The organism is Bacillus gaemokensis, assembly GCF_001590835.1.
In the GTDB taxonomy this organism is placed as follows: domain Bacteria; phylum Bacillota; class Bacilli; order Bacillales; family Bacillaceae_G; genus Bacillus_A; species Bacillus_A gaemokensis.
In genome coordinates, this window is sequence record NZ_LTAQ01000069.1 from 148,059 (window position 1) to 170,649 (window position 22,591).

Below are 22,591 nucleotides of genomic sequence, written 5' to 3' on the forward strand. Positions count from 1 at the left end.
AAAATGTTGATAAATAACGTCAGGAATCGTTCTCATGTTAGGTTTTATGACATGGGATTTATTTTTGTCAAGAGAATTATTTGTGTTCACGCAAACTTATTTTGTTGTCAGATTTAATTTTATGACTTATCATTTTAAACAGAGACAAATGTAGTGAATTGTCGAATAATATGTAATACTCTTGATTTCATTGTTTTATAATAAATGAGAATAATAGAGTATAAAGCATCTAAGAAGGGGGTTGCAGCAAGTATGAAAAGGATAGGACTTGCATGGCAAATTTTAATAGGGCTTGCGCTTGGTATTGCAGTTGGGGCGATCTTTTATGGTAATACAGCAGTTGCAGGATATTTACAACCAATTGGTGATATTTTCATTCGATTAATTAAAATGATTGTTGTACCGATTGTTGTAGCGAGCATCGTTGTTGGTGTTGCTGGCGTTGGTGATGTGAAAAAGCTAGGACGATTAGGTGGAAAGACAATTATTTATTTTGAAATCATTACAACAATTGCAATCGTTGTAGGCCTACTGGTAGCGAATATTTTCCAACCAGGAAACGGCGTCGATATGGATAAATTAACAAAGTCAGATATTTCAAAATATACAGCTACAACAGAGCAAGTACAAAGTCATTCGTTTGCGGATACATTTGTAAATATTGTTCCGACGAACATTATGAAGTCATTGGCTGATGGCGATATGCTTGCTATTATTTTCTTCTCTGTATTATTTGGTTTAGGAGTTGCAGCGATTGGTGAAAGAGGAAGACCGGTTCTTCAATTTTTCCAAGGTGTAGCAGATGCAATGTTTTATGTAACAAACCAAGTTATGAAATTCGCTCCATTTGGTGTATTTGCACTAATTGGTGTTACAGTTTCTACATTTGGTCTATCTTCATTAATTCCGTTAGGGAAATTACTAATTGTCGTATATGGAGCAATGATTTTCTTCGTTGTAGTTGTATTAGGGCTTACGGCAAAAATATTCGGAATTAATATTTTCCAATTCTTTAAGATTTTAAAGGACGAGCTTATTTTAGCGTATTCTACTGCGAGCTCAGAGACAGTTTTACCGAAAATTATGGAGAAGATGGAAAAATTCGGTTGTCCGAAAGCAATTACATCTTTCGTTATTCCAACTGGTTATTCATTTAACTTAGATGGATCGACGCTATACCAAGCAATTGCGGCGATTTTCTTAGCGCAAATGTACGGTATTGATTTATCAATCTCGCAACAAATTACATTATTGCTTGTATTAATGGTTACATCTAAAGGGATTGCGGGTGTACCAGGAGTATCATTCGTTGTATTATTAGCAACACTTGGTACAGTAGGTATCCCGGCAGAAGGTTTAGCATTTATTGCTGGTATTGACCGAATTCTAGATATGGCACGTACGGCAGTTAACGTAGTAGGTAACTCTTTAGCAGCTGTTGTTATGTCTAAGTGGGAAGGTCAATATGATGATGCAAAAGGACAAGCTTATTTAAAAGAAATTTCCAAGAAACAGCAAGCAGCTTAATAGCTATTGATAGGGCCCTCACATAAAATGTGGGGGTTTTTCTGTATAAAAAGGGGAGAGAGTAATGAAAAGGAAATACGGAGATGGTTCTTCGTGGGAACGGTTAATAGAGAAAACATATGTAGTGAAGAACATAGAGCAAGGAATGTTAGGGATACTGCATATGAAAAAAGTGAAAGGACCTAGTTACAAGCAATATAATAATCAAAAACTCTGTATTGTAAATGATGGATACACATGGATCCAGTATTTTATAAACGATAAAAACTTTGCAATTACAGCTATGCTGGATGAAAAGAAAAAATTAGTACAGTATTATATTGATGTAGCGAAGGAATATAAAATAGATGAACGAGGTATGCCGTATTTCGATGATTTATATTTGGACGTAGTGTTACTACCTAATGGAGATGTATATTTGTTGGATGAAGATGAATTAGAAGAAGCTTATACAGTTGGAGATATTTCTAAAGAAGAATATAATATAGCTTGGAATACAGCCAAGTGGATGATTGCAGCAATTGAAAAAGAAAAGTTTTCTTGGATTACAGTTTTAGAAACAGAAATTCAAAAATTAAAATGATATTGTTTCTTTTGGAATGCTTGGTTTATCCCGCTATTTGCGGGCAGTAATACCCTCACCTCCAGATTCAGAGAGAAGCAAGGAAGATAGGTGGGGGATAACTGCCCGTAAAAGCCCGATTCGTGAGGGCTAATAATCAGTGGGGGATGAAGAAACCCCCCACTGATGGAAGTTTCACTTTATTCGCGATTTTGTATAAATATCAAAAAATACCAATTATTTTCATACAAATAATAATTGACTTTTGATTTGTAAGCGGGTAAAGTTAGATAAGAAATTACTATTAAAAATAAAATATGAAACCTTCTTATAAAGAGAGGCGGAGGGACTGGCCCTACGATGCCTCGGCAGCGGACTCACGATAGAGTGCTGTGCCAAATCCAGCAAGCATGTGCTTGAAAGATGAGGAGAGTGTTTCTTATAAATGTATAAGACCTCTTCTTTTCGGAAGAGGTCTTTTGTTATTAGATAGAAAAGGTTTAGAAATAGGGAGAGATGTTACTGTGAAACAAACGAGAGGAAATGGGTGGGCTTTATTACCACTTGGAATATTTTTGGCTCTATTTATTGGCTCTGGAATTATTACGGGTGATTTTTATAAATTGCCGATACTTGTAGCGATTTTAATTGCTGTAGGGATTGCATTAGCGATGAATCGTAAAGAAAGCTTTACAGTGAAAGTTGAACGGTTTGCCAAAGGGGCTGGTAATCCGGATATAATGATAATGGTGCTAATTTTTGTACTTGCTGGTGCGTTTTCTGAAACGGCAAAAGGAATGGGTGGAGTGGACTCTACCGTAAACTTAGCGCTTTCTATTTTACCGCAAGGGTTTATCGTTGCCGGAATTTTTATTATAGGATCATTTATTTCATTAGCAATGGGGACTTCAATGGGAACTATTGCGGCACTAGCACCAATTGCAGTAGGGATTAGTGGTCAAACAGGTATTTCTATTGCGTTAACAATGGCGACAGTTGTCGGTGGGGCAATGTTTGGTGACAATCTATCGTTTATTTCTGATACGACAATTGCGGCTGTTCGTTCGCAAGGAACAGAAATGAAGGATAAGTTTAAAACAAATTTCTTAATTGTATTACCAGCTGCAATAATTACAATTTTATTATTGGTTTTCATTACATTAGGGAATCATACAGAAATAAAAGCTCATACATTTGACTGGGTGAAAATTTTGCCATATGCAGGTGTGCTTGTTACAGCGTTACTTGGATGGAATGTGCTCATTGTATTAACGGGTGGAACGGTTTTATCTGGAGTTATAGGCCTTGTAGATGGAAGTTATACATTGGCAAGCTTCTTTAAAAGTGTAACAACGGGAATCAACGGGATGATGGAGCTAGTGCTATTGGCCATTTTAATCGGTGGAATGGTTGAAATCATTCAATATAATGGTGGTATTCAATATTTAATGGATACATTAACACGTAATATTCGTTCGCAAAAAGGTGCAGAATTTGGGATTGCTGGATTAGTTAGTCTGACGAATATGTGCACAGCGAATAACACCATTTCTATTATATTCACGGGTCCACTTGCAAAAAATATTGCGGATCAATATGAAATTGATCCACGAAAATCAGCGAGTGTATTAGATCTTTTCTCATGTTGTGTTCAAGGATTAGTTCCATATGGTGCTCAAATGTTAACGGCAGCAGGATTTGCAGCATTATCTCCGATTGAATTGTTGCCATATGCATTTTATCCAATATTAGTTGGGATTTGTGGTATAGTTTCAATTCTGATTGGCTTTCCGCGGTTTTCAAAGGCGGCGGAAAAAAAGAAATATCATAAAACAGCGTAAAGAAAAAGGATGTCTTGTATAAGGCATCCTTTTTTCGAATCGCTCTTTGGTTTACAATATGAAAAAGTTTTTTTAATGTAGTGTATACACTTACTTCCAACCTGCTTTATTTGAAAAGGATTCATAATCACATCCTGTTTCATATTTAAAGTCTTTATTCATCCTTCGCATATATGCTTTTTCTGCCAGATATAGTAGCGGTTCAAACTCTTCGTCTTTTGGCATATGAACAGGTTCTACTAGAGCCTGTTCGTATAAATCTTTTCCTCTCGCGATTGCAAGACAGCGTGTATATAAGAACCCATCGGCTGAAACATAATCTTTTGTTTTGCAAAAGGAAGCTGTGCTAATATGTTTGGCATGCTCTATTGTATCTAAGAGATACAATTTATAAGATAGAGATTCATGAAATTACTTTATATCTTTTACTTTCATAAGGGACAGTGCCTCGATGGCAGGTTCTAATACATCATAATTATCTTCGACTTGTAATTCCAAATCTAAGAGGGAAATAATTTTCCAAAATGTACAATCCTCCATCATTTCTTTGGGAGACTGTGGTAGCTCTTTCCATTCACGCAGCATGTTTTCTTCTTCTTCACGTATTTCTTTTTCAAAGTTTACTCTATCGTGTTTCCAGCGCCATTCATGCCAAACTTCTATGCCAATATGTTCGTCCCATCCACCGCTATATGAAGAACATGTTAATTTCTTCTCTATATTGGAGAGAGGAATGTTCCCAAGATAAATAGCGTCTGGTGGAACATGTCCATCTACCCAATATAATGCAAGTTCATTTTCATAGAAAAAGCGATTTTCTTTCAAAATATGGTGTAAACGTTTATCTTCTAGGTTTGGGATGCCTACATCTAAATAGGGAGTTGTTGCAAGTAAAGTGGAATTACTTATTCTATTTATCACTCGAACAGCTCCGTACCAATTATTAGGTAAAGTCACCGCATAGATATCACCAATTTCTACAGGTTGAATGCGCTTCTCTTTCAATATATCCGGCCCCCTATAATTAGGCATAGATACTCTTTTATTATCTATGCCTAATTATAGGATGCAACAAGAATTTCATAAGCCTTAATAAAAACTTTAAAGCCATATTTACTAAAGAAAATGTTCTTTTTAGCTCTCCTGTTTGGTTTATCCCGCTATTTTAGGGTAGTAAGACCCCCACCTCAAGGTTCGGAGAGAAATGAGGAAGATAGGTGGGGGATAACTGCCCGTAAAAGTCCGATTGGTGAGAGTTAATATAGGGCTGACCTGAAATAGGTCTTAAGTCTGATTCGAAAACGGTTCTTAAGCTCGTTATGGAAAAATGAAAAAATAGTTAAGATAAGAGTATCAAATCGAAGGGAGGCGAGCACAAGATGAAACAATTTTTAGCGTTTATCGCAGCTGGTATTCTGGCTTTAATTGCTCTTAGTAGTTTTGCTGGTATTGTAGGATTGGCAATTGGAGCTGGGATTGTATATTGGAGCTATAAATCATTTGTGCGAGCACAATCATTTTTTGGAAAGTTAGCTTGGGGTATTGTCGGTTTAATCGGCTTGTCAATCGCCCTTTCCTACTCTCCAGCATTAATTGGGATCGGGGCATTAGTAGTTCTATACTACGGGTACCGTGAGTGGAAAAAAGAAAAAGATGTAGTAGTTGATTCTACTTCAGAAGGTTCTAAACCATACAGTAACTTTGAAGCTGAGTGGAACAAATTAATAAAAAACTAATGAAAACTAATATAAAACAACTTAAATTATAAAGTAGAAGAGAGGAAGATTATAATGAAACAATCTTTATTCGGACGTGTACGTGAGGCGATTTTAGCAGATTTCCATAATGTTTTAGATGAGAAGGAAAGAAAAAATCCAATTGCTATGTTAAATCAATATTTACGCGATAGTGAGCGTGAAGTAACAAAAATTGAAAAGTTAATTCAGCGTCATAAAACATTAAAATCTAACTTTGCTCGGGAACTTGAGCAGGCTCGTTACTTCGTAAATAAGAGATCAAAGCAAGCTGTAATTGCACAAGAAGCAGGAGAATTACAATTACATGAACGTGCATTAGAAGAAGTGGCGTACTACGAAGGGCAAGTAGCTCGCTTAGAAGAAATGTATGCAGGTGTTGAGGAGCAAATTGACGAATTAGAACGTCGCTTATCTGAAATGAAAAACAAGCTAAAAGAAATGAATGCGAAGCGTATGGAATTAATGGCACGTGAAAATATGGCGCATGCGAATCGTCGGATGAATACGGCTCTTCATAAAATGGATGAAAATAACCCATTTTTACGATTTGAAGAAATTGAAGATCACGTTCGTGATTTAGAGCTGCGCATGAATGAAGATCATGAGCGTGATACATTTGATATGAAAATTGCAAAGCTTGAGCGTGAAATGAAAGAAAAAAATGAAGTATCTTTAGATAAAGAAGTAATAAAATAATTGTAGTATATTATAAAACGTGCTTATGATATAGTGAGAGAAGAAAAGGTGTTGGAAAGCAATACCTTTTTCTTCTATTTATATGTAATAAGAAGGGGGGAGCTGAAATGAAGCAACAATTTTCAAAAACACAATTAGTGGGGATGCTCCTCATCATATTTGGATTTGGTCTTTTTATTGATATGGTTCTTGGACATTTTGAACCAGGCGGCCTTATTTTTGCATTTATTATGATTATGTTTGGTAGGCATTATCGAAAAAAGAATCGTTATGTGAGAGGGAATGTGTTTTTATTTGTCGGAGGTCTTGTTTTTTTATTCTTCCTATTTTCTTCGGCAGCCTTCGTGCTCGTTGTATTTGCTTGCTTAGCTTTTATCGGCTATCAACTTATTCAAGGAAAGCAGAAGCAAAAAGTTGTCCAGGTAGAAATTAAAGAAAAAGGATATATAGATGAAGACAAACAAATATATCGTACAGAACCATATTTGAAAAATATGATGGTAGGTAATGTACGAATGATGGATCATATTTATGAGCTAGAAGATATTAATGTTCAGTATGGAGTCGGTGATGTTGAAATTGATTTGACGACTGCGATGATCCCAGAGGGCGAAACGGTTATTGTGATTCGCGGTGTTATTGGGAATATTCGTTTGTATGTTCCTTACGATATTGAATTATCTTTAAATCATTCTGTTATTGTTGGTAGAATGCTGCTTCCAGGGCATGAAGAAACAGGGTTTAATCGAAATGTTACGTTCAAGACAGAGCAGTATAAAGAAGCACCTCGTCGTATTAAAATTATTTCTTCGCTTGTCGTAGGCGATACGGAAGTGAGGAAAGTATAATGAAAAAGCAAAAGAATATTTCATGGATGTATATTCGTTACTCTATGTTATCTTCTGTTAGTATCGCGCTTATTTGTACGATTGTGTATGTATGGAAAAGTGGGCAAGATGTATACGATTTATTATGGAAAGAATCCATCGCTTCTGTTCCAATTAGCTTGTTCATTATGAGCACAAGTCTTCTTATTGGGGGGATTGTCGGATATGCGATTGGTTACTATATGCAACAACGTATTCAAGGCTTAAATACTTTTTTATTTGAAGTAGAGCGAGGGAATTTTCCAAAGGACGTTTCGTTTACTGCAGAGGATGAATTTCATGAAGTAGAGCGAAAGGTAATTGCGCTTGCTAAGCGATTAGAGGAACAAGCTGGATTGTTTCAAAAAGTAACGAATGAACGAGCTCATTGGAATGAAGAGATGAGACAAGAAGCTATTTCTCAAGAAAGGCATCGATTAGCTAGGGAACTGCATGATTCAGTGAGTCAGCAGTTATTTGCAATGTCTATGATGATGTCAGCCATTAATGAGCAGGTTGACAAAATTCCAGAAACAACAAAAAAACAATTACATCTTGTTGAAAATATGGTTGTGAATGCACAATCAGAAATGAGGGCATTACTTCTTCATTTGCGTCCTGTACAACTTGAAGGTAAAAAATTGACTGAAGGTATAGAAGAGTTATTAACAGAACTTTCTAGAAAACAACATATGAAAATTGAATGGCTGATTGAACCAATTCAATTGAAAAAAGGTGTGGAAGATCATTTGTTCCGTATTGTGCAAGAAGCATTGTCTAATACACTGCGGCATGCGAAAGCAAAGAAAACGGAGGTACGTCTTCGGCAAATTGATCAATATGCAATTCTAAAAATCATTGATGATGGTGTTGGATTCAAAGTAGGTGTCAATAAGGCTGGATCATATGGTTTAAGGTCTATTCAAGAGCGTGTCCATGAAATTGGTGGAACGTTAAAGGTACTAAGCTTCCCAAATAAAGGTACACAAATTGAAGTGAAAGTGCCAATTATGATAGAGAGAGAGGGGGAATAACATGATTAAAGTATTACTTGTTGATGATCATGAAATGGTTCGGATGGGCGTATCGGCGTATTTATCGACACAATCAGATATTGAAGTAGTTGGAGAAGCTGAAAATGGAAGAAAAGGTTCGGAATTAGCGTTAACCTTAAAGCCAGATATTATTTTAATGGACCTTGTAATGGATGAAATGGATGGTGTTGAGGCAACGCGTGCAATTATTCAAGAATGGCCAGAAGCGAAAATCGTAGTCGTAACAAGCTTTTTAGATGATGAAAAATTATATCCTGTCATTGAGGCGGGAGCAACGAGTTATTTACTCAAAACGTCAAAAGCCAGTGATATTGCAGATGCAGTGAGAGCGACTTATGATGGGGAAACAGTGTTAGAGCCGAAAGTGACTGGAAAAATGATGTCTCGTATGCGCCAGAAGAAAGAACAGCCCCTTCATGAAGATTTAACAGAAAGAGAATTTGAAATTTTATTGTTAATTGCAGAAGGGAAAAGTAATCAGGAAATTGCAGACGAATTATTTATTGCGCTCAAGACAGTGAAAACGCATGTAAGTAATATATTGAATAAATTAAATGTAAGTGATCGTACGCAGGCGGTTATTTATGCATTTAGGCATCAATTAACGAAATAAAAAAGAGCTTCCATACGCATTGTGGAAGCTTCCTTTATTGACGCACCTTCTTGAAAGCGTTATCATTTAATTAGAAACAGTACATACAAAGGGGGAGAGTGTATGTTAGTTCAAACGATATTTGAAACAGGTAAAAAAGAAAAGTTAGGGAATTTCGTGAACGCATTGCAGGCACTGCAGGAGCAGTATGATGTTGATACGGATTGTATTGCGATTATCGAGTCGAAAGAAGATTATTATTTATTTCTAGTAAAACAAAAAGATGGCTATGATGTTGTAAAAGTAGAAACAGTTGATACGAATCTTGAATATTATATGAAGGCGTATAAAGTAAGTAGCTTTAACCATACTTCTTACCAAATATAAAAAACTCCCTTAAATGGGAGTTTTGTTATTAGGAGGCCTCAGCTTCAGAATGAATTTCTATTAGTGGTACTGGTGTTGTACCCTTTAACTTTGCGACTACAAGACCAATAATTGCTCCTGCTAGTGCCGGTAAGAACCAACCAATTCCTTCGCTGTATAATGGGATAGATTCAAAATAAGACGTAATAAATGTGACTGATATATTTCCTTGCTTTAATCCATCGAATACACTTATTACTGCTGCGCCAATTAAAGCACCGACATAAACTGATCGGTAACCGCCGAAGTACTTATGAAGTAGTGATAATAGTACCAGTACGATAGCGATTGGATATACAACAAGTAAAATTGGGACAGAGATAGCAATAATGTTTGTTAGCCCTAGGTTTGCTACTAGTAGTCCTAATCCACAAATTGTAGCGGCTAAATTCTTGTATGAAAATTTTGTAAATAACGTTGAGAAATATTGACTACATGCTGCAATAAGGCCAACGCATGTTGTTAAACAAGCAAGTGTAACAATAACTGCTAATAAAGTAAGGCCATAAGGACCAAATAATTGTTGAACAATAATAGTAAGCAATTGACCGCCATTCTTTGCATATCCAAGAGAAATACTAGTTGCACCAAGCCAACCAAGTGCTCCATATACAAGTACGAGACCAGTAGCCGCAATAAGTCCTGCTTTTGTCGTTGCAATTGCGATTGATTTACGATCTTCGATACCTTTAGAGCGGATTGCATTTACAACAATAATTCCAAATGCAAGTGCTGAAATGGTATCCATTGTTAAATATCCTTCCATAAACCCTTTGAAGATAGGAGACGTTTGATACTCTTGCATCGCTGGTCCTGATTGTCCAAGTGGGGTGAATACACTTTTGACAAATAATAAAAAAATAGAAAGTAATAAAATAGGCGTTAATAGATTTCCGATACGATCAACTAGCTTAGAAGGATTTAAGCTAAGCCAATATACGATGGAAAAGAAAATGATTGTATATAGAAATAGTGCTAAGCTGCTAGTACGAACTGTTTCTGGTAAAAACGAACTAACACCCATTTCGTAAGCGACGTTGGCAACACGTGGAATTCCCATAGATGGACCAATTGAAATATATACGACAACTGTAAAGAAAATCCCGAACATGGGGTGAACACGACTAGCAAGTTGCTGCATTCCATTACCTGAAAGAGAAATTGCAATAACTGTTAATAGTGGTAAACCGACACCAGTTAGTAAAAATCCAATCATTGCTGGCCAAAAGTGTTCACCAGCATTTTGACCAAGCATTGGAGGGAAAATTAAATTACCTGCTCCAAAAAATAAAGAAAATAGCATAAGACCTGTGAAAAAAACATGTTTTTTTGATACAGTTTTCATTGTTGTTCCTCCTTTTAGAAAAATTCATCCGTAAGAACACAAAAAACTCGCCCCTTAAAAAAGGGACGAGTTATATTTACCCGCGATACCACCCTAGTTCATACATGTAGAAATATCTATATGTATGCGGCTTTGCAACGTACAACATGATACGTGTTCCTTGTAACGGGGGACGACCGGTAAGAACTTACTACATCGTTCGGTTCTACTTCTCGGAGATGATTTTCGGTTACGCACTGAACATTGGCTTTCAGCAAAATGCCAACTCTCTGGGGAACAGCTTTATAACGTACTCGTTCTCTTCAATGAATTTTGTTCAAGTATTCTGACAGTATTTTCACATGTTTTTTTCATAAAGTCAATAGATTTTTTGAATAAAGTTTTGAGGAAGTGTATTTATATGAGTAACAGAGCGGATAAAATTTGCAAATGATTCTTGATCTGTTGGGCCCTCGGTGCGATTTTTTCCTAATTTAAATGTCATAAATTTATCTCCTCCGTTTGCTAAGAAAGAGTTAACTACAACTGAGTATATTTGATCATCGTGTAATGGTGTCCCGTCATCTAATGAAATTGTTTGGATTGTGTGATTCTTCCAAGTATAGTGAATCCCTAAAATTTGTAACATGCGAGTTTCTTCTTTCCATTGTTCTTGCAAGGCATTGCGGATTTCTGCTCCTGATAAATCCATTTTAATTAATGGATTGCCGAATGGCTGTATGAGGAAAGTATCTTCCCAGGTAATATCTCCTTTTTTTAAATCGTGACGAATGCTTCCAGGATTTACAAAAGCGATATCGGTCTGCATAGCTTGTCGCTGGGCCATGGCAAGAACTGTTCCTAATTTTGATTCGCCGTGTTCATTCTGATCTCGGGTTAACTCATGATTCGTTACGCCTAGGCGTTCTGTTACTCTAGGACGGATTTTTGCTGCGTAAGAATCTATCCAATTCCGTATATATAAATCGGGAGAAAGTTTATTTTGGTAGACGGGGACAATTGTTGCATCTTTCTTCGTAATATCTTTCGTTTGACGATTTAATGTAATAGTTACGTTTGAAAATGCTTTTCCGTATGAATATGCTTGAACAAGTAGTTTCCCGTTTACCTTACCATTTATATAAGAGTGGGTATGTCCACCAAAGATAATATCAACATCTGAATTTATTTGAGTGGCTAAATCAGCTAGAGCGCCATTTGTATTACTTCCTGTCGTATTACCACCAAGGTGAGCAAGAATAACAAATGCATGAATACCTTTCTTTTGTAGTTGATGTACATAGTGATTAATTGAAGTGGCTTCATCTAAAAAGCGAATAGATGACATATTAGTGTACATCGTTAGGAAAGGAGTATCCTTTGTGATGACACCAATGAAGGCAATTGGAATACCATCAATCCATTTAATTGTATAGGGGGGGAAGAGTGGTTGATTTGTTTCACTGTCTACAACATTTGCACATGTGTAAGGAAATGAACTACCCGAAAACGAATTTGTTTGTGGAACGGATTCACCACTAATTAGTTGTTGCAAAGCTATAGGGCCTCTATCAAACTCATGATTTCCTATTGTACCAACATCAAATTGAAGAGTATTTAAAAACTCCATCGTTGGTTCATCATGAAAAAGTGCTGAAATAGGTGGACTTCCGCCAATCATATCTCCTGTATGCACGAGTAAAGTGTTAGGTTTTTTATCACGATAGGATTGAATATAAGCCGCTATATAATCAGCACGCCCTACTGCTTTCCCATGCAATGTTGAAGTCGTATTTAACTGACCATGAAAATCATTGAGACCGATGAGTTGTACGGATATATTGGTAGATGGAGAAGAGAGAAATAGAAAAGAAAAAATGAACTTGATAAGAAAAGTGGATAATAACAAATAGGGCATGTTGACACTCCTCTAGTAAATATATTTTAGGGTGTGAATTTTCATCCTGATTTGTGAGGGATTACTATCGGTAAGGATAAAAAATATTGATGGAAGTTTCACTTTATTGTATGAGAAGTAGGAGTGAATCTTTTGTAAAAAATTCGTAAAACTATAGGAGGAATTGTAACCTTTTTTATGAAATATGACAATTAGAGAAGGAAAGCAGGAATCTTTTTTATGAATAGAGAATAATACTACAATCCACTTATCTGGAAAGAACAAACCAAAAAAGAGGTGACGAAAATGCTTGCGATGGGTGTACTATTGGGAATTATCATTATGTGTGGTTTCATATGGTTATATTATTCGCGTTCGTTTAAACAAGCAGAAGTGTTGCTCTTTCAAAAAGGTAGTTTGTTGACAAGTCAGTCTAGATATTTAGTATGTTCGAAGTGTGGAAGTGCTCAGGCCAGAAGTGGAGGATATCAAGAGTGCTGTAAAGTTAGATTATGAAAAGAGAAAGCCTCACGGAATTATGTGAGGCTTTCTTACGCTTTTGTAGCGCTCCAAATGGTCCAGCGATCTTGTTCGATAATTGGAGCTACATTGTGTAATTCAGTGTGGATATGATGTAGCAATTGAGAAAGTTCATTGTCTGTTAAATCATATAAAATGGATCGACCTGTTCGTGGGGATAGATCTTGTATTAAAGCTTCGATAGAATCATGAGTTTTTCGGATTTCCCATTTTGATTGAATAGGTAGCGGATGTAAGCTGCTCTGTGTTAATAATTGCTGGATATAAGAAGCTTTTGGTCTTCTTTTTGCTTCGGTTTGAATGAGCTTTGGATAAACGGAGAAAAAATAGCCGCGAATATGTTCTGGACTCCCTGGAATTGTACAATCTTCAATGGTACGGTCTTGAAGAATAAGCAGCCCATTCTTCTTTAAAATGCGAGAGGCCTCTTTTAAAAATTTCGGGGTGTCTTGCAAATGATGAATAACAGCGCGAGAAATAACAATATCAAATGTTTCATTAGCAAATGTAGTATGGTGAGCGTCACCGTGAATGAATGAGATGTTTTTGAATGTATTACAATTCTCTTTTGCAGCTTGTAACATTTCTTTTGAAAAGTCGAAACCGACGACATTATTAGCACCCATAAGTGCGAGTTCTTTCGTGTAAATGCCACCACCGCAGCCAATATCGATGACGTTTTTTCCCTTTATATCTATGATGTTTTGTAGCATTTCCCGCCAAGAGGTATTTGCTTTACGCATTGCGTAGGTGTATTTATTGTTAGCATCGTGAAAATTAATGGACATGTGAAAGCCTCCCTTCATATGTAGTATATCTTATTTTTTTATACATAACGTTTTTGTTTTATTTTGAGAAGTGAGAAGTGTTTCTTATTGTTGGAATTGTTGGATAGGAGGAATTGGAGTGAACAAAAAATATTTACTGTTTATATTTGTTTTTTTATTAGTAGCGTGTAGTCAAGTTGAACAAAAGAAGGAGAAAAAACAAGTAGAAGAGACGGTGAGTGATATGCAGGAGAGTATAAATATAACAATCATACAAAAAGGAAAGTTAGAAAAGGTCTTAAAGCGAGAGGAAGCAAAAGCAGTAGTTGACATTATTAATAAGGCGGAAAAACAAAAAATAACAGGAAGCTTTGGAGAGCCAGAGTACGAAATACAAATTGAGGAGAATGGAAAGAAAAAAACATATCGTGCATGGTTAAGAGGAGAGTCTCGCCAAGGATGGCTACAGGATGAAAAGGAAACGTATATGCTTACAAAGTCTAGCACAGAACAACTGTTATCTATACTTCCAGCTGTTACTGAAGAAAACAATGACGATACAAAAGTGAGTGCATTAACAGAAGTGACAAAAAAGGATTTGCAAATTACTGCATTTCATATTAAAACAAATGAGAAGAAAATAAATTACACCGTATTTTATACAATTTCGGATTCGTTATATAAAACTTTAGAAAAAGAGGGAACGTATTATTTTCAATTTATCTTTCCTGAAAAGGTACAGCAGGTAGTGGGAAAGCGGATGAGTGAAATGATTCCAGCGGAAAAAATTAGAGAAGGGTATAAACAATATGAATTCAATTTATCTGTTCCTATAGAACAGGCTTCAGCTTCTCAATTAAAAGCATTAGAAAGTTATTATGATCATTATGATTTACAAGTATTAAATCATAAAAAAGAAAAAGTAGGCACATTTCAAAACATTATTCAAATTGTAAAAGATTATGGTGAAAAAATGAATTTGCAAAGATAGTTAAAAAATCTTTCCTAGGAAATGATAATAGAGTGAACCTCTCGGTTCACTCTATTATTTTGTTTTTGCAGAAGGCTCATTCGTTGTTTTTCGGGTGATAAGATACGAAATCATAAGAGCAGAAAGAATAATAAGGGCAATAAATAAATGGTTCGGTAACCAATCTAATAGTAGTAAATAGCCAACTGTATAAAAAATCAGTGTCGAGGCTAAGAAAGAAAGGGCTCCGATCATGAAAGATTGTAATGACATTTTATATTTACCTCCTTTCATTATTTGATGATTCTCGAGCAACAAACCTTAATCATAGCCATTGTGTTGAAGAGAAGAAGGATAGTTGCCCCAAAAATCTAGATTGTAAGTGTTTTTCATCGTTAAAAATGAAGTGTATCGTGATGAAAGTAGTTCTATTATATTTTCGGCTAATTTTGGGTATTATAAACGTCATTTCCAATAAAAGAAAAAAATATGGCATAATAGAGAAAAAGAAAAAGAAAAAGAAAAAGAAAAAGAAGGAGAGGAATATGAAAAATAATACAAAAGGATTATGGGGAATTGTAGCTGCAGTAGGGATATTTTTGCTTTCTAAGTTAAAATGGGTATTTGCAATTTTTAAATTCGCGAAATTTTCAACGGCGTTTAGTATGCTGTTATCCCTTGGGGCATATGCAGCTATATATGGTTGGAAATTTGGGGTAGCACTGATTTATCTGCTCTTTGTTCATGAAATGGGGCATTTGTGGGCAGCAAGAAGAAAAGGCATACCTACGTCTCCAGCGATTTTTATTCCTTTTATGGGTGCTCTTATTGGTATGAAAGAGATGCCAAAAAATGCAAAGGATGAAGCTTATATTGCTTATATGGGACCTCTTTTTGGTCTGTTATCATTTTTACCCGCTATTCCGCTGTATATGATGACAAATGAACCATTTTGGGCCCTTGTTATTTTATTGGGAAGCATGTTGAATTTCTTTAATTTAATTCCTGTTTCTCCATTAGATGGTGGACGTATTATTTCAGTAGTTAGTACGAAAATTTGGGGAGTAGGTCTTGCCATATTACTTGGTTATTCTATTGTTTATAAAAGTATTATGGGTGGATTTATTTTTATAATAGGTTGTATGGAATTGTATAGAGTGATGAAGCGGAATAAACCGATTGAAGAATTAGGATATAAGGTAGAAATGATGAAGAGTTATATTAGAAAATTCCAAGAAGAATTCTATGAAACAGAAGCTATTCATCGAGAAATCTATATGATTCATTATGAAATGGGTTTGCTTAGACAGAAAGAAAAAGAGAAGACATTAGAAACTGGAGAGCGCCAAAAGATAGAAGTGCTGGAATATATATTACCGAAATTTGAGCCGCTTGACTATGTACCATATGAAGATGAAAAAGAAGAACATTTCATTCGTGTAAAAGAAGCGTTAGAAGTATCAGAAAGAAAATTGAATGAATGGGAAAAAGAAAAGAAACAGCAAGAAGACTACTATAAAATTGATACAAAAACAAAATGGACAGTGTTTGCTTGTTATATTGGGTTACTTGCAATACTTGGTTACACTGCTTATGAAGGGTATTCAGTTTTACAGGAGCACTTGCCGCAGCGAAATGTGTAGAAAAGCAGTGTCGAAATGATAAGAAGGATTTATACAGGATTTCTGTTTCTATAAGAGAATGTTACAAACATAACGGTACATAAGAATAGTTGTAACATTCATGGTAGAAGAGGAGTTTGGTATATGAAGAGGCTGTGGGGGATACTTGGAATTATTATAGTGATGGGTATTGCGAGCTACGGGTTAATGAAAGTCTTATTATATTACGCAAGTAAACCAGCTGGAGTATCTGCAATACCACAAGTAGAGGGTGTGGAAGAAAAGAAAAGTGTATTGCAATTTATTCGCACGACACACGAAAGTTATAACAATTTCTTAAATTATGGTAAAGCTGAAAAGTATACGGAAGGAGATTGGAACTATCTAGTGCAGTGGTTTCAAGAACAAGAACCGTCTTTAAAAGAGATACATAAAGAAATCAAAAACGAGAAGATGAAACGAGATGTGAGAAGAAGTTATGAACTATTAAAAAAGGGTGTTGAAATTCGGAAGATTGAATATATAGTTTACGCGCATCGTATTTATCATGACTTAGATATTATTGCAAACAAATATACAGGTGAAACAAATATATGGGGATATACAGAGTTTGGAAATGGAAGAGATGTGCAAGTGATTGAACAGGCACTACAAACTTCGTAATAAGTTAACTAGGATATTGGTTAACTTATTTTCTTTTGGGAAAGATATCACAGTGTATAAAGTAAAGTTTAATTCGTTTTTTCATTGTCTATTAAGGTAGTTTACTTACCTATTTATCACGCGATTCGAGAGTAGTAATGCTCCCGCCTTAAAGTTCAGCAAGAGAAAAGAAGTTAGGTGGAAGATAAACTGCTCGTAAAATTCCGATTGGTGAAGGCTAATAATCAGTGGGGGATGGAGAAAACCCCACTGATTAAAGTTTCACTTTATCTGCTTTGTTTCCGATGTATTCTGAGATGTTGATATTACGAACTGTGAATAGCAGGATATAAATAAATCGTTCATACATTTTTCACAAAAACACCATGTTTATAGTGATTAAAATCACAACACCCCGTTTAAATATCGTTTAAACTAGCAATAGTTAAGGAAATAAAGGAGTGGGATATAATGTTAAATGCAAAAACAATTGAAATTGTAAAATCAACGGTACCATTATTACAAGAAAAAGGTGTGGAGATTACAACGCGATTTTATCAAATTTTATTCTCAGAACATCCTAAGTTATTGAATATTTTTAATCATACCAATCAGAAAAAGGGTAGACAGCAACAGGCATTAGCAAATGCTGTTTATGCGGCAGCAACATATATTGATAATTTAGAAGCGATTATTCCTGTCGTAAAGCAAATTGCTCATAAGCATCGTAGTTTAGGGATTAAAGCAGAACATTATCCAATTGTAGGTACATGCTTATTACAAGCAATTAAAGAGGTTGCAGAGGCACCAGAGGAAGTTTTAAATGCTTGGGGAGAAGCGTATGGTGTAATCGCTGATGCATTTATTGGTGTTGAAGCAGGAATGTATGAAGATGCAGCGAAAAAAGAAGGCGGTTGGAGAGATTTTCGTAACTTTATCGTTGTGAGAAAAGAAAAAGAGAGTAATGTAATTACATCATTTTATCTAAGACCAGAAGATGGTGGAGAGTTGTCTTCATTTTTACCTGGTCAATATGTAACGGTTCAATTAAGTATAAAAGGTGAAACGTATACGCATAATCGTCAGTATAGTTTATCAGACGCTTCTGGAAAAGGATACTATCGTATTAGTGTAAAACGAGAAACAGCTGCAGAGACACCGGACGGAAAGGTATCTAATTATTTACACGATCATGTTCAAGAGGGAGATATTCTGCCACTAAGTGCACCAGCGGGAGATTTTGTATTAAATATGGATTCAAACCTACCGGTTGTGTTAATCAGTGGCGGTGTTGGAATTACACCGATGATGAGTATGTTAAATACATTAATTGAACAAGAATCGGACCGCGACGTATACTTTATTCACGCAGCATTAAATAGCAATGTCCATGCTATGAAAGAATATGTACAGAAGACTGCGAATGAGTATGAACGAGTAAGGGCATATACTTGTTACTCTTCACCGACAGAACAAGATTTACAAGCGAAGAACTTTGATAAAGAAGGATTGATTGATTTAGCTTGGTTACAATCTGTCGTTCCTACAAATGATGTAGAAGTTTACTTCTGTGGTCCAGTACCATTTATGAAGCATGTTCACAAATCTTTAATAGAGTGGGGCGTCGCTTCAGAGCGTATTCATTATGAATTTTTCGGACCAGCAGCAAGTTTGCAATAAAGTGAAATCTATGAATTGTTTTTGTACGTGAATCGAGGGATAAAGCGAAAAACGAGGTGTTAGTTTACCTCGTTTTTTGTTTGCTCTCGGAGTAAGCGATTTACTGTTTCGCGGCGAATTCCTATGAGTTGACCAATTTCTGTTTGAGTTAAAATTTCATAGATGGGAACGCCTCCTAAATATAATGAAAACCATTCTTGTAAACGGTGAAGACGTTCTTTTGGAGAAACCGTTGTTAATTGGTCAATGCGTTGTTGCATCATTCGTAATTTCATTTGTAGTTGCATAGCAACATCAGCGTAGGATTCAGGATTGGCCTGTAGTTTTTCGTACCATGTATTAGAAACAATAGGTTCTACTTCTGTTTTAATTAAAGCAATTGCTGTACCGTGATATTCTTTCGGTGAAATTAAAGAATGGTGAGGAATCGTTTCGCCAGGCACAATAATGTTAAATAAAAAAGGTGTCCCGTCTTCTTGTAATCGAATTACTTTCAATAAACCAGTTTTAATAAAGTATAAAGGCCCGTCCTCACCTTGACGAAATAATACTTCTCCTTTATGTAAAATCAATGTTAGCACCTCACTATGTATTTCTATAGGTTCATTTTAAATGTTCTATAGTATTTCTATAATATAAATATAAAAAAGCTTACAAAACAGCAATTTTATTGACGAAATGTATGCTATTACAGTAGTATACTATTTAGTGTGTAATAGTACTAGCAATGAATACGCTGTAGGGGGTTTAGTATATTGTTAGATGCGAAGATGACTGATATGAAAATTCCAGCTAATGCCGTCATACATGTAGAAGAGATGAAGGGCGGAGTCGTTCTATCAGTTGAAATAGATGGACAAATTATTTATACGATGGCTTACGATGAAGAAACGGATAGTTATGCTGAATTGTATGACCGAAATGATAAACGAGCACGTCAAGTACATGAAGATTTTATGGGGTGGTCACTCCTTCACTAAAAAGATGTCAATATGACATCTTTTTTTATTGAATCGATAGATTATACAAATAGGTGCAATAAACGGCTAAAATTTGTAATAATTGATTTAGCATTGTTAGCACTTTGTAACCGTAAAGTGCCTGTTTTTTCGTTATGATAAGGGTAACAGTCACAGCCGTAGGAGTGATCACCTTGAATAAATTACGTATTTCAAATTTGATGTTGTTGAGTGTATGCGTAGTGTTATGTTTCATTTTAGGAACGTTTTTATATACCTGTGTATAATAAAAAAACGCATTCTCAAAAGAACGCGTTACAGGAAGGAACTAATAATTAATCTAGTCCCAAGAATAATTAATGTAATGCGTAATAAATTAATGATGGCATTACCGCTTAACTTTGTATTAACATAAGCTCCGATTTTTCCACCAATCCAGGCACCAGGTATAAGGATTAATGCATATACCCAACTAACATTTCCAAGAGAGATGTGAGTTAAAGAACTTACAATTGCTGATAAAAAGACAATAAACATTGAAGTTGCGACAGCAATTTGTGCTGGGAAAGCAAAAAGAAGCATCATTGCTGGCACGAGTAATGCACCGCCACCAATTCCGAATAATCCAGATATAAAACCCACTACAAATGCAATAATAATAGAAAGAAACGGTGGGAATTGATAATGAACTGTTTTCCCTTCAGAATCTGTAAAAGAACGTTTAATAACTGTTACATTTGATAGGGAAAGAGGTTTCAATTTATCACGTAACATGAGAAGGATGGAGACGAAAATAAGGAAAATCCCAAAATATAAAGAGAACGTATCCTGATTTAAAAACTTGTTTGCCCACGAGCCAATGATACCCCCAGGACCACTACCAATAAATAAAATAAGTCCACTTTTATAATCTACTCGCTTATGCTTCATGTAAGTAAGGGTAGAAGATAGACCGGTAAAAACAACGGTCACAATTGAAGTTCCAACTGCTAGTTGCGGAGATAAACTATGCAGTCCAATCAGTAAAGGAACGATAATAATTCCTCCTCCAAGCCCGACTAGGCTTCCGATTGATCCTGCAATTAATCCAATGAAAAGTAACATGATGTATTCCAAAATTGCCAACTCCTCTGTATAACTAATCCAACATTCATTATACACACTTTTTGAAAAGAAATAGGGTTGTTCACAAAAAAGTCGTCTTCCTAGAAAAATAAGGAAGACGACTTTTAATTAGAAAACTAACTGTAATAGGTAATAGAATAAAGCAGCTAAAGAAGCTGAAATCGGAAGTGTAATTACCCATGTAATTAACATACGTTTTGCAGTTCCCCATTTTACACCTTTTACACGATGTGAAGCACCTACCCCTAAAATAGAAGAAGAGATAACGTGCGTTGTACTAACTGGTAAATGAATAAATGTTGCTCCAAAAATTACAAGAGATGATGATAAATCAGCAGCTACACCATTCACAGGACGAATTTTCATAATTTGTCCGCCGACCGTTTTAATAATTTTCCATCCACCGACAGAAGTGCCAAGACCCATTGCAACTGCACAGGCAAATTGAACCCAAAACGGAATATCTGTGGAAGTATGATAATTATTGGCAATAAGGGCCATTGTAATGATACCCATTGCTTTTTGAGCATCATTTGTTCCATGTGTGTAAGCTTGTAATGCAGCTGTGAAAATTTGGAATATACGGAAATTCTTGTTTGTTTTTGTTAAATTAAAGTTTTTAAAGGCTACTTTAAAAATACTGTACACGATATAACCAATAACAAAGGCTACAATTGGTGAAATGATTAAAGATTCAAGAATTTTAATAAATCCTTTATAATTTAATGAACTTAAACCAGCAGCAGCAATAGCTCCACCTGCAATTGCACCAATAATTGCATGCGAAGAACTACTTGGAATACCATAGTACCAAGTAACTAAATTCCAAACAATAGCAGCGAGTAGAGCTGCTAAAATTACAAGAGAGCCATTCGGCAATTCAAAAGGATTAACGATGTCTTTTGTAATTGTTTTTGCTACCCCTGTAAATGTCATTGCACCTAAAAAGTTCATAATAGCTGCCATAATAATTGCATGTCTTGGTTTCAAAGCTTTCGTTGAAACTGCTGTTGCAATGGCGTTCGCTGTATCATGAAACCCATTAATAAAATCGAACGCTAGAGCGCAAATGACAATTAAAATAGTTAAAAACAAGAGTGTATCCATGATCAAACTCCTTATGCATTCTTCATAATAATTGTTTCTAACACGTTTGCGACGCTTTGACAGCTATCAGCTACTTCTTCTAGCTCTTCATAAATTTCTTTGTACTGAATAATCTTAATTGGATCTTTTTCACGAGAGAACAAATGCTTAATTGCGTGACGACGAATATCATCACATTGTGATTCATAATCCTTAATTTTAATTGCATTTGTACGAATGTCTACTAACTTTTTGTTTGACATAAGCTCGACAGAATTTGCGATTTCAATTGCACATTGATTAATCGCTTCTACGAATTTAATCATGTATTCATCTGCTTCTGTAATAGAATACATTTCAAATAGAGCAGCACTGTGATCTAATCCGTCTAATACATCATCCATACTCATTGCAAGCTGTAGGATGTCTTCACGTTCAATAGGAGTGATAAACGCTTTGTTTAGCTCCATAATGATTTCGTGAATAAATGAGTCACCTTTTGACTCATATTCTTTCATGCGCATAGAAAATTCTTTTAAATCGCTAGCATTTTTAATTTTATACTCCACGAAAAATTGCGCGCCTTCTTTTAAATTTTCGGAAACATTCATTAACATTTCAGAAAATTTATCTTTTTTAGATTTAAAGACCATTATT

The 22,591-nt window shown here is 35.4% G+C and carries 25 protein-coding genes, 1 riboswitch and 1 other annotated feature; of the genes, 15 read left to right on the forward strand and 10 right to left on the reverse strand.

Annotated elements, in window-relative coordinates; translation table 11 throughout:
* The first annotated feature begins 252 nt into the window (after positions 1-252).
* The 3 genes from gltP to AZF08_RS26875 all read left to right on the forward strand — a co-directional run bounded on the left by gltP (position 253) and on the right by AZF08_RS26875 (position 3,930).
* A complete protein-coding gene (gene gltP, locus AZF08_RS26865; protein WP_033675256.1) occupies positions 253-1,527 on the forward strand; it encodes a glutamate/aspartate:proton symporter GltP in 1,275 nt (424 codons plus the stop codon).
* Between the two features lie 64 nt (positions 1,528-1,591).
* Positions 1,592-2,110 (forward strand): DUF402 domain-containing protein, encoded by a 519-nt coding sequence (locus tag AZF08_RS26870; RefSeq protein ID WP_033675257.1) that lies wholly within the window; start codon positions 1,592-1,594, stop codon positions 2,108-2,110.
* Between the two features lie 304 nt (positions 2,111-2,414).
* Positions 2,415-2,519, forward strand: a riboswitch (SAM riboswitch).
* Positions 2,520-2,613: 94 nt separating this feature from the next.
* Positions 2,614-3,930, forward strand: coding sequence for a Na+/H+ antiporter NhaC family protein (locus AZF08_RS26875; RefSeq protein ID WP_033675324.1), 1,317 nt, complete (start codon positions 2,614-2,616; stop codon positions 3,928-3,930).
* A 90-nt stretch (positions 3,931-4,020) separates the two neighbouring features.
* Here the strand turns inward: AZF08_RS26875 and AZF08_RS26880 are convergent, their stop codons facing one another.
* Both AZF08_RS26880 and AZF08_RS29465 read right to left on the reverse strand, forming a co-directional pair.
* Complete coding sequence (locus AZF08_RS26880; RefSeq protein ID WP_051725793.1) at positions 4,021-4,317, reverse strand: DUF4240 domain-containing protein; 297 nt, start codon at positions 4,315-4,317, stop codon at positions 4,021-4,023.
* Positions 4,318-4,341: 24 nt separating this feature from the next.
* Positions 4,342-4,935: a hypothetical protein gene (locus AZF08_RS29465; RefSeq protein WP_051725795.1), complete on the reverse strand. Its 594-nt coding sequence runs from the start codon at positions 4,933-4,935 to the stop codon at positions 4,342-4,344.
* Positions 4,936-5,309: 374 nt separating this feature from the next.
* Here AZF08_RS29465 and AZF08_RS26890 point away from each other — a divergent pair, with 374 nt between their 5' ends.
* The 6 genes from AZF08_RS26890 to AZF08_RS26915 all read left to right on the forward strand — a co-directional run bounded on the left by AZF08_RS26890 (position 5,310) and on the right by AZF08_RS26915 (position 9,283).
* The gene (locus tag AZF08_RS26890) at positions 5,310-5,666 is read left to right on the forward strand and encodes a lmo0954 family membrane protein (RefSeq protein ID WP_033675259.1); all 357 of its coding nucleotides are present in this window, start codon (positions 5,310-5,312) and stop codon (positions 5,664-5,666) included.
* Positions 5,667-5,720: 54 nt separating this feature from the next.
* Positions 5,721-6,383, forward strand: coding sequence for a PspA/IM30 family protein (locus tag AZF08_RS26895; protein WP_033675261.1), 663 nt, complete (start codon positions 5,721-5,723; stop codon positions 6,381-6,383).
* Positions 6,384-6,490: 107 nt separating this feature from the next.
* Positions 6,491-7,231 carry a cell wall-active antibiotics response protein LiaF gene (liaF, locus tag AZF08_RS26900; protein WP_033675262.1) on the forward strand — a complete coding sequence of 247 codons (741 nt, stop codon included), beginning with the start codon at positions 6,491-6,493 and terminating at the stop codon, positions 7,229-7,231.
* A complete protein-coding gene (locus tag AZF08_RS26905; protein WP_033675263.1) occupies positions 7,231-8,283 on the forward strand; it encodes a sensor histidine kinase in 1,053 nt (350 codons plus the stop codon). Before liaF ends, AZF08_RS26905 begins: the two co-directional genes overlap by 1 nt.
* A gap of 1 nt (position 8,284) precedes the next feature.
* Positions 8,285-8,917: a response regulator gene (locus AZF08_RS26910; RefSeq protein ID WP_033675264.1), complete on the forward strand. Its 633-nt coding sequence runs from the start codon at positions 8,285-8,287 to the stop codon at positions 8,915-8,917.
* A 102-nt stretch (positions 8,918-9,019) separates the two neighbouring features.
* Entirely contained in the window at positions 9,020-9,283 is a 264-nt protein-coding gene (locus tag AZF08_RS26915; protein WP_033675265.1) for a DUF3992 domain-containing protein, read from the forward strand.
* A gap of 28 nt (positions 9,284-9,311) precedes the next feature.
* Here AZF08_RS26915 and brnQ3 read toward each other — a convergent pair whose 3' ends face one another.
* Both brnQ3 and AZF08_RS26925 read right to left on the reverse strand, forming a co-directional pair.
* Positions 9,312-10,667, reverse strand: coding sequence for a branched-chain amino acid transport system II carrier protein BrnQ3 (gene brnQ3 / locus AZF08_RS26920; RefSeq protein ID WP_033675266.1), 1,356 nt, complete (start codon positions 10,665-10,667; stop codon positions 9,312-9,314).
* 58 nt (positions 10,668-10,725) lie between these two features.
* Positions 10,726-10,982, reverse strand: a binding site (T-box leader).
* A gap of 43 nt (positions 10,983-11,025) precedes the next feature.
* Positions 11,026-12,564, reverse strand: coding sequence for a bifunctional metallophosphatase/5'-nucleotidase (locus tag AZF08_RS26925; protein ID WP_033675267.1), 1,539 nt, complete (start codon positions 12,562-12,564; stop codon positions 11,026-11,028).
* 285 nt (positions 12,565-12,849) lie between these two features.
* Between AZF08_RS26925 and AZF08_RS26930 the strand changes: the two genes are divergently transcribed.
* Entirely contained in the window at positions 12,850-13,059 is a 210-nt protein-coding gene (locus tag AZF08_RS26930; protein ID WP_033675268.1) for a hypothetical protein, read from the forward strand.
* Between the two features lie 35 nt (positions 13,060-13,094).
* Here AZF08_RS26930 and AZF08_RS26935 read toward each other — a convergent pair whose 3' ends face one another.
* On the reverse strand, positions 13,095-13,871 hold the full coding sequence (locus tag AZF08_RS26935; RefSeq protein WP_033675269.1) for a class I SAM-dependent methyltransferase: 777 nt from the start codon (positions 13,869-13,871) through the stop codon (positions 13,095-13,097).
* Positions 13,872-13,989: 118 nt separating this feature from the next.
* Here AZF08_RS26935 and AZF08_RS26940 point away from each other — a divergent pair, with 118 nt between their 5' ends.
* Positions 13,990-14,841, forward strand: coding sequence for a hypothetical protein (locus AZF08_RS26940; protein WP_033675270.1), 852 nt, complete (start codon positions 13,990-13,992; stop codon positions 14,839-14,841).
* A 54-nt stretch (positions 14,842-14,895) separates the two neighbouring features.
* Here AZF08_RS26940 and AZF08_RS26945 read toward each other — a convergent pair whose 3' ends face one another.
* Positions 14,896-15,093, reverse strand: coding sequence for a hypothetical protein (locus AZF08_RS26945; RefSeq protein WP_033675271.1), 198 nt, complete (start codon positions 15,091-15,093; stop codon positions 14,896-14,898).
* A gap of 272 nt (positions 15,094-15,365) precedes the next feature.
* Between AZF08_RS26945 and AZF08_RS26950 the strand changes: the two genes are divergently transcribed.
* The 3 genes from AZF08_RS26950 to hmpA all read left to right on the forward strand — a co-directional run bounded on the left by AZF08_RS26950 (position 15,366) and on the right by hmpA (position 18,764).
* Positions 15,366-16,463, forward strand: a complete 1,098-nt coding sequence (locus AZF08_RS26950; RefSeq protein ID WP_033675272.1) for a site-2 protease family protein — start codon at positions 15,366-15,368, stop codon at positions 16,461-16,463.
* A 123-nt stretch (positions 16,464-16,586) separates the two neighbouring features.
* Positions 16,587-17,105, forward strand: a complete 519-nt coding sequence (locus AZF08_RS26955) for a hypothetical protein (protein WP_033675273.1) — start codon at positions 16,587-16,589, stop codon at positions 17,103-17,105.
* Between the two features lie 450 nt (positions 17,106-17,555).
* The gene (gene hmpA / locus AZF08_RS26960; RefSeq protein ID WP_033675274.1) at positions 17,556-18,764 is read left to right on the forward strand and encodes an NO-inducible flavohemoprotein; all 1,209 of its coding nucleotides are present in this window, start codon (positions 17,556-17,558) and stop codon (positions 18,762-18,764) included.
* A gap of 59 nt (positions 18,765-18,823) precedes the next feature.
* Here the strand turns inward: hmpA and AZF08_RS26965 are convergent, their stop codons facing one another.
* Entirely contained in the window at positions 18,824-19,336 is a 513-nt protein-coding gene (locus tag AZF08_RS26965) for a Crp/Fnr family transcriptional regulator (RefSeq protein WP_033675275.1), read from the reverse strand.
* A gap of 183 nt (positions 19,337-19,519) precedes the next feature.
* On the opposite strand from AZF08_RS26965, the gene AZF08_RS26970 reads away from it, so the two are divergent.
* Positions 19,520-19,744 (forward strand): hypothetical protein, encoded by a 225-nt coding sequence (locus tag AZF08_RS26970; RefSeq protein WP_003196257.1) that lies wholly within the window; start codon positions 19,520-19,522, stop codon positions 19,742-19,744.
* Positions 19,745-20,038: 294 nt separating this feature from the next.
* Here AZF08_RS26970 and AZF08_RS26975 read toward each other — a convergent pair whose 3' ends face one another.
* From AZF08_RS26975 to AZF08_RS26985, 3 genes are all read right to left on the reverse strand, one after another.
* Positions 20,039-20,839: a sulfite exporter TauE/SafE family protein gene (locus tag AZF08_RS26975; protein WP_033675276.1), complete on the reverse strand. Its 801-nt coding sequence runs from the start codon at positions 20,837-20,839 to the stop codon at positions 20,039-20,041.
* Positions 20,840-20,956: 117 nt separating this feature from the next.
* Entirely contained in the window at positions 20,957-21,955 is a 999-nt protein-coding gene (locus tag AZF08_RS26980) for an inorganic phosphate transporter (protein ID WP_033675277.1), read from the reverse strand.
* Positions 21,956-21,966: 11 nt separating this feature from the next.
* Positions 21,967-22,587: a DUF47 domain-containing protein gene (locus AZF08_RS26985; RefSeq protein WP_033675278.1), complete on the reverse strand. Its 621-nt coding sequence runs from the start codon at positions 22,585-22,587 to the stop codon at positions 21,967-21,969.
* Between the last annotated feature and the right edge of the window lie 4 nt (positions 22,588-22,591).

Excerpts from the sequence above, each read along its gene's own strand:
- gltP (WP_033675256.1), top strand. The coding sequence starts at position 253 with ATGAAAAGGATAGGACTTGCATGGCAAATTTTAATAGGGCTTGCGCTT.
- AZF08_RS26870 (WP_033675257.1), top strand. The coding sequence starts at position 1,592 with ATGAAAAGGAAATACGGAGATGGTTCTTCGTGGGAACGGTTAATAGAG.
- AZF08_RS26890 (WP_033675259.1), top strand. The coding sequence starts at position 5,310 with ATGAAACAATTTTTAGCGTTTATCGCAGCTGGTATTCTGGCTTTAATT.
- AZF08_RS26895 (WP_033675261.1), top strand. The coding sequence starts at position 5,721 with ATGAAACAATCTTTATTCGGACGTGTACGTGAGGCGATTTTAGCAGAT.
- liaF (WP_033675262.1), top strand. The coding sequence starts at position 6,491 with ATGAAGCAACAATTTTCAAAAACACAATTAGTGGGGATGCTCCTCATC.
- AZF08_RS26905 (WP_033675263.1), top strand. The coding sequence starts at position 7,231 with ATGAAAAAGCAAAAGAATATTTCATGGATGTATATTCGTTACTCTATG.
- AZF08_RS26910 (WP_033675264.1), top strand. The coding sequence starts at position 8,285 with ATGATTAAAGTATTACTTGTTGATGATCATGAAATGGTTCGGATGGGC.
- AZF08_RS26915 (WP_033675265.1), top strand. The coding sequence starts at position 9,020 with ATGTTAGTTCAAACGATATTTGAAACAGGTAAAAAAGAAAAGTTAGGG.
- brnQ3 (WP_033675266.1), bottom strand. The coding sequence starts at position 10,667 with ATGAAAACTGTATCAAAAAAACATGTTTTTTTCACAGGTCTTATGCTA.
- AZF08_RS26925 (WP_033675267.1), bottom strand. The coding sequence starts at position 12,564 with ATGCCCTATTTGTTATTATCCACTTTTCTTATCAAGTTCATTTTTTCT.
- AZF08_RS26930 (WP_033675268.1), top strand. The coding sequence starts at position 12,850 with ATGCTTGCGATGGGTGTACTATTGGGAATTATCATTATGTGTGGTTTC.
- AZF08_RS26935 (WP_033675269.1), bottom strand. The coding sequence starts at position 13,871 with ATGTCCATTAATTTTCACGATGCTAACAATAAATACACCTACGCAATG.
- AZF08_RS26945 (WP_033675271.1), bottom strand. The coding sequence starts at position 15,093 with ATGTCATTACAATCTTTCATGATCGGAGCCCTTTCTTTCTTAGCCTCG.
- AZF08_RS26950 (WP_033675272.1), top strand. The coding sequence starts at position 15,366 with ATGAAAAATAATACAAAAGGATTATGGGGAATTGTAGCTGCAGTAGGG.
- AZF08_RS26955 (WP_033675273.1), top strand. The coding sequence starts at position 16,587 with ATGAAGAGGCTGTGGGGGATACTTGGAATTATTATAGTGATGGGTATT.
- hmpA (WP_033675274.1), top strand. The coding sequence starts at position 17,556 with ATGTTAAATGCAAAAACAATTGAAATTGTAAAATCAACGGTACCATTA.
- AZF08_RS26980 (WP_033675277.1), bottom strand. The coding sequence starts at position 21,955 with ATGGATACACTCTTGTTTTTAACTATTTTAATTGTCATTTGCGCTCTA.
- AZF08_RS26985 (WP_033675278.1), bottom strand. The coding sequence starts at position 22,587 with ATGGTCTTTAAATCTAAAAAAGATAAATTTTCTGAAATGTTAATGAAT.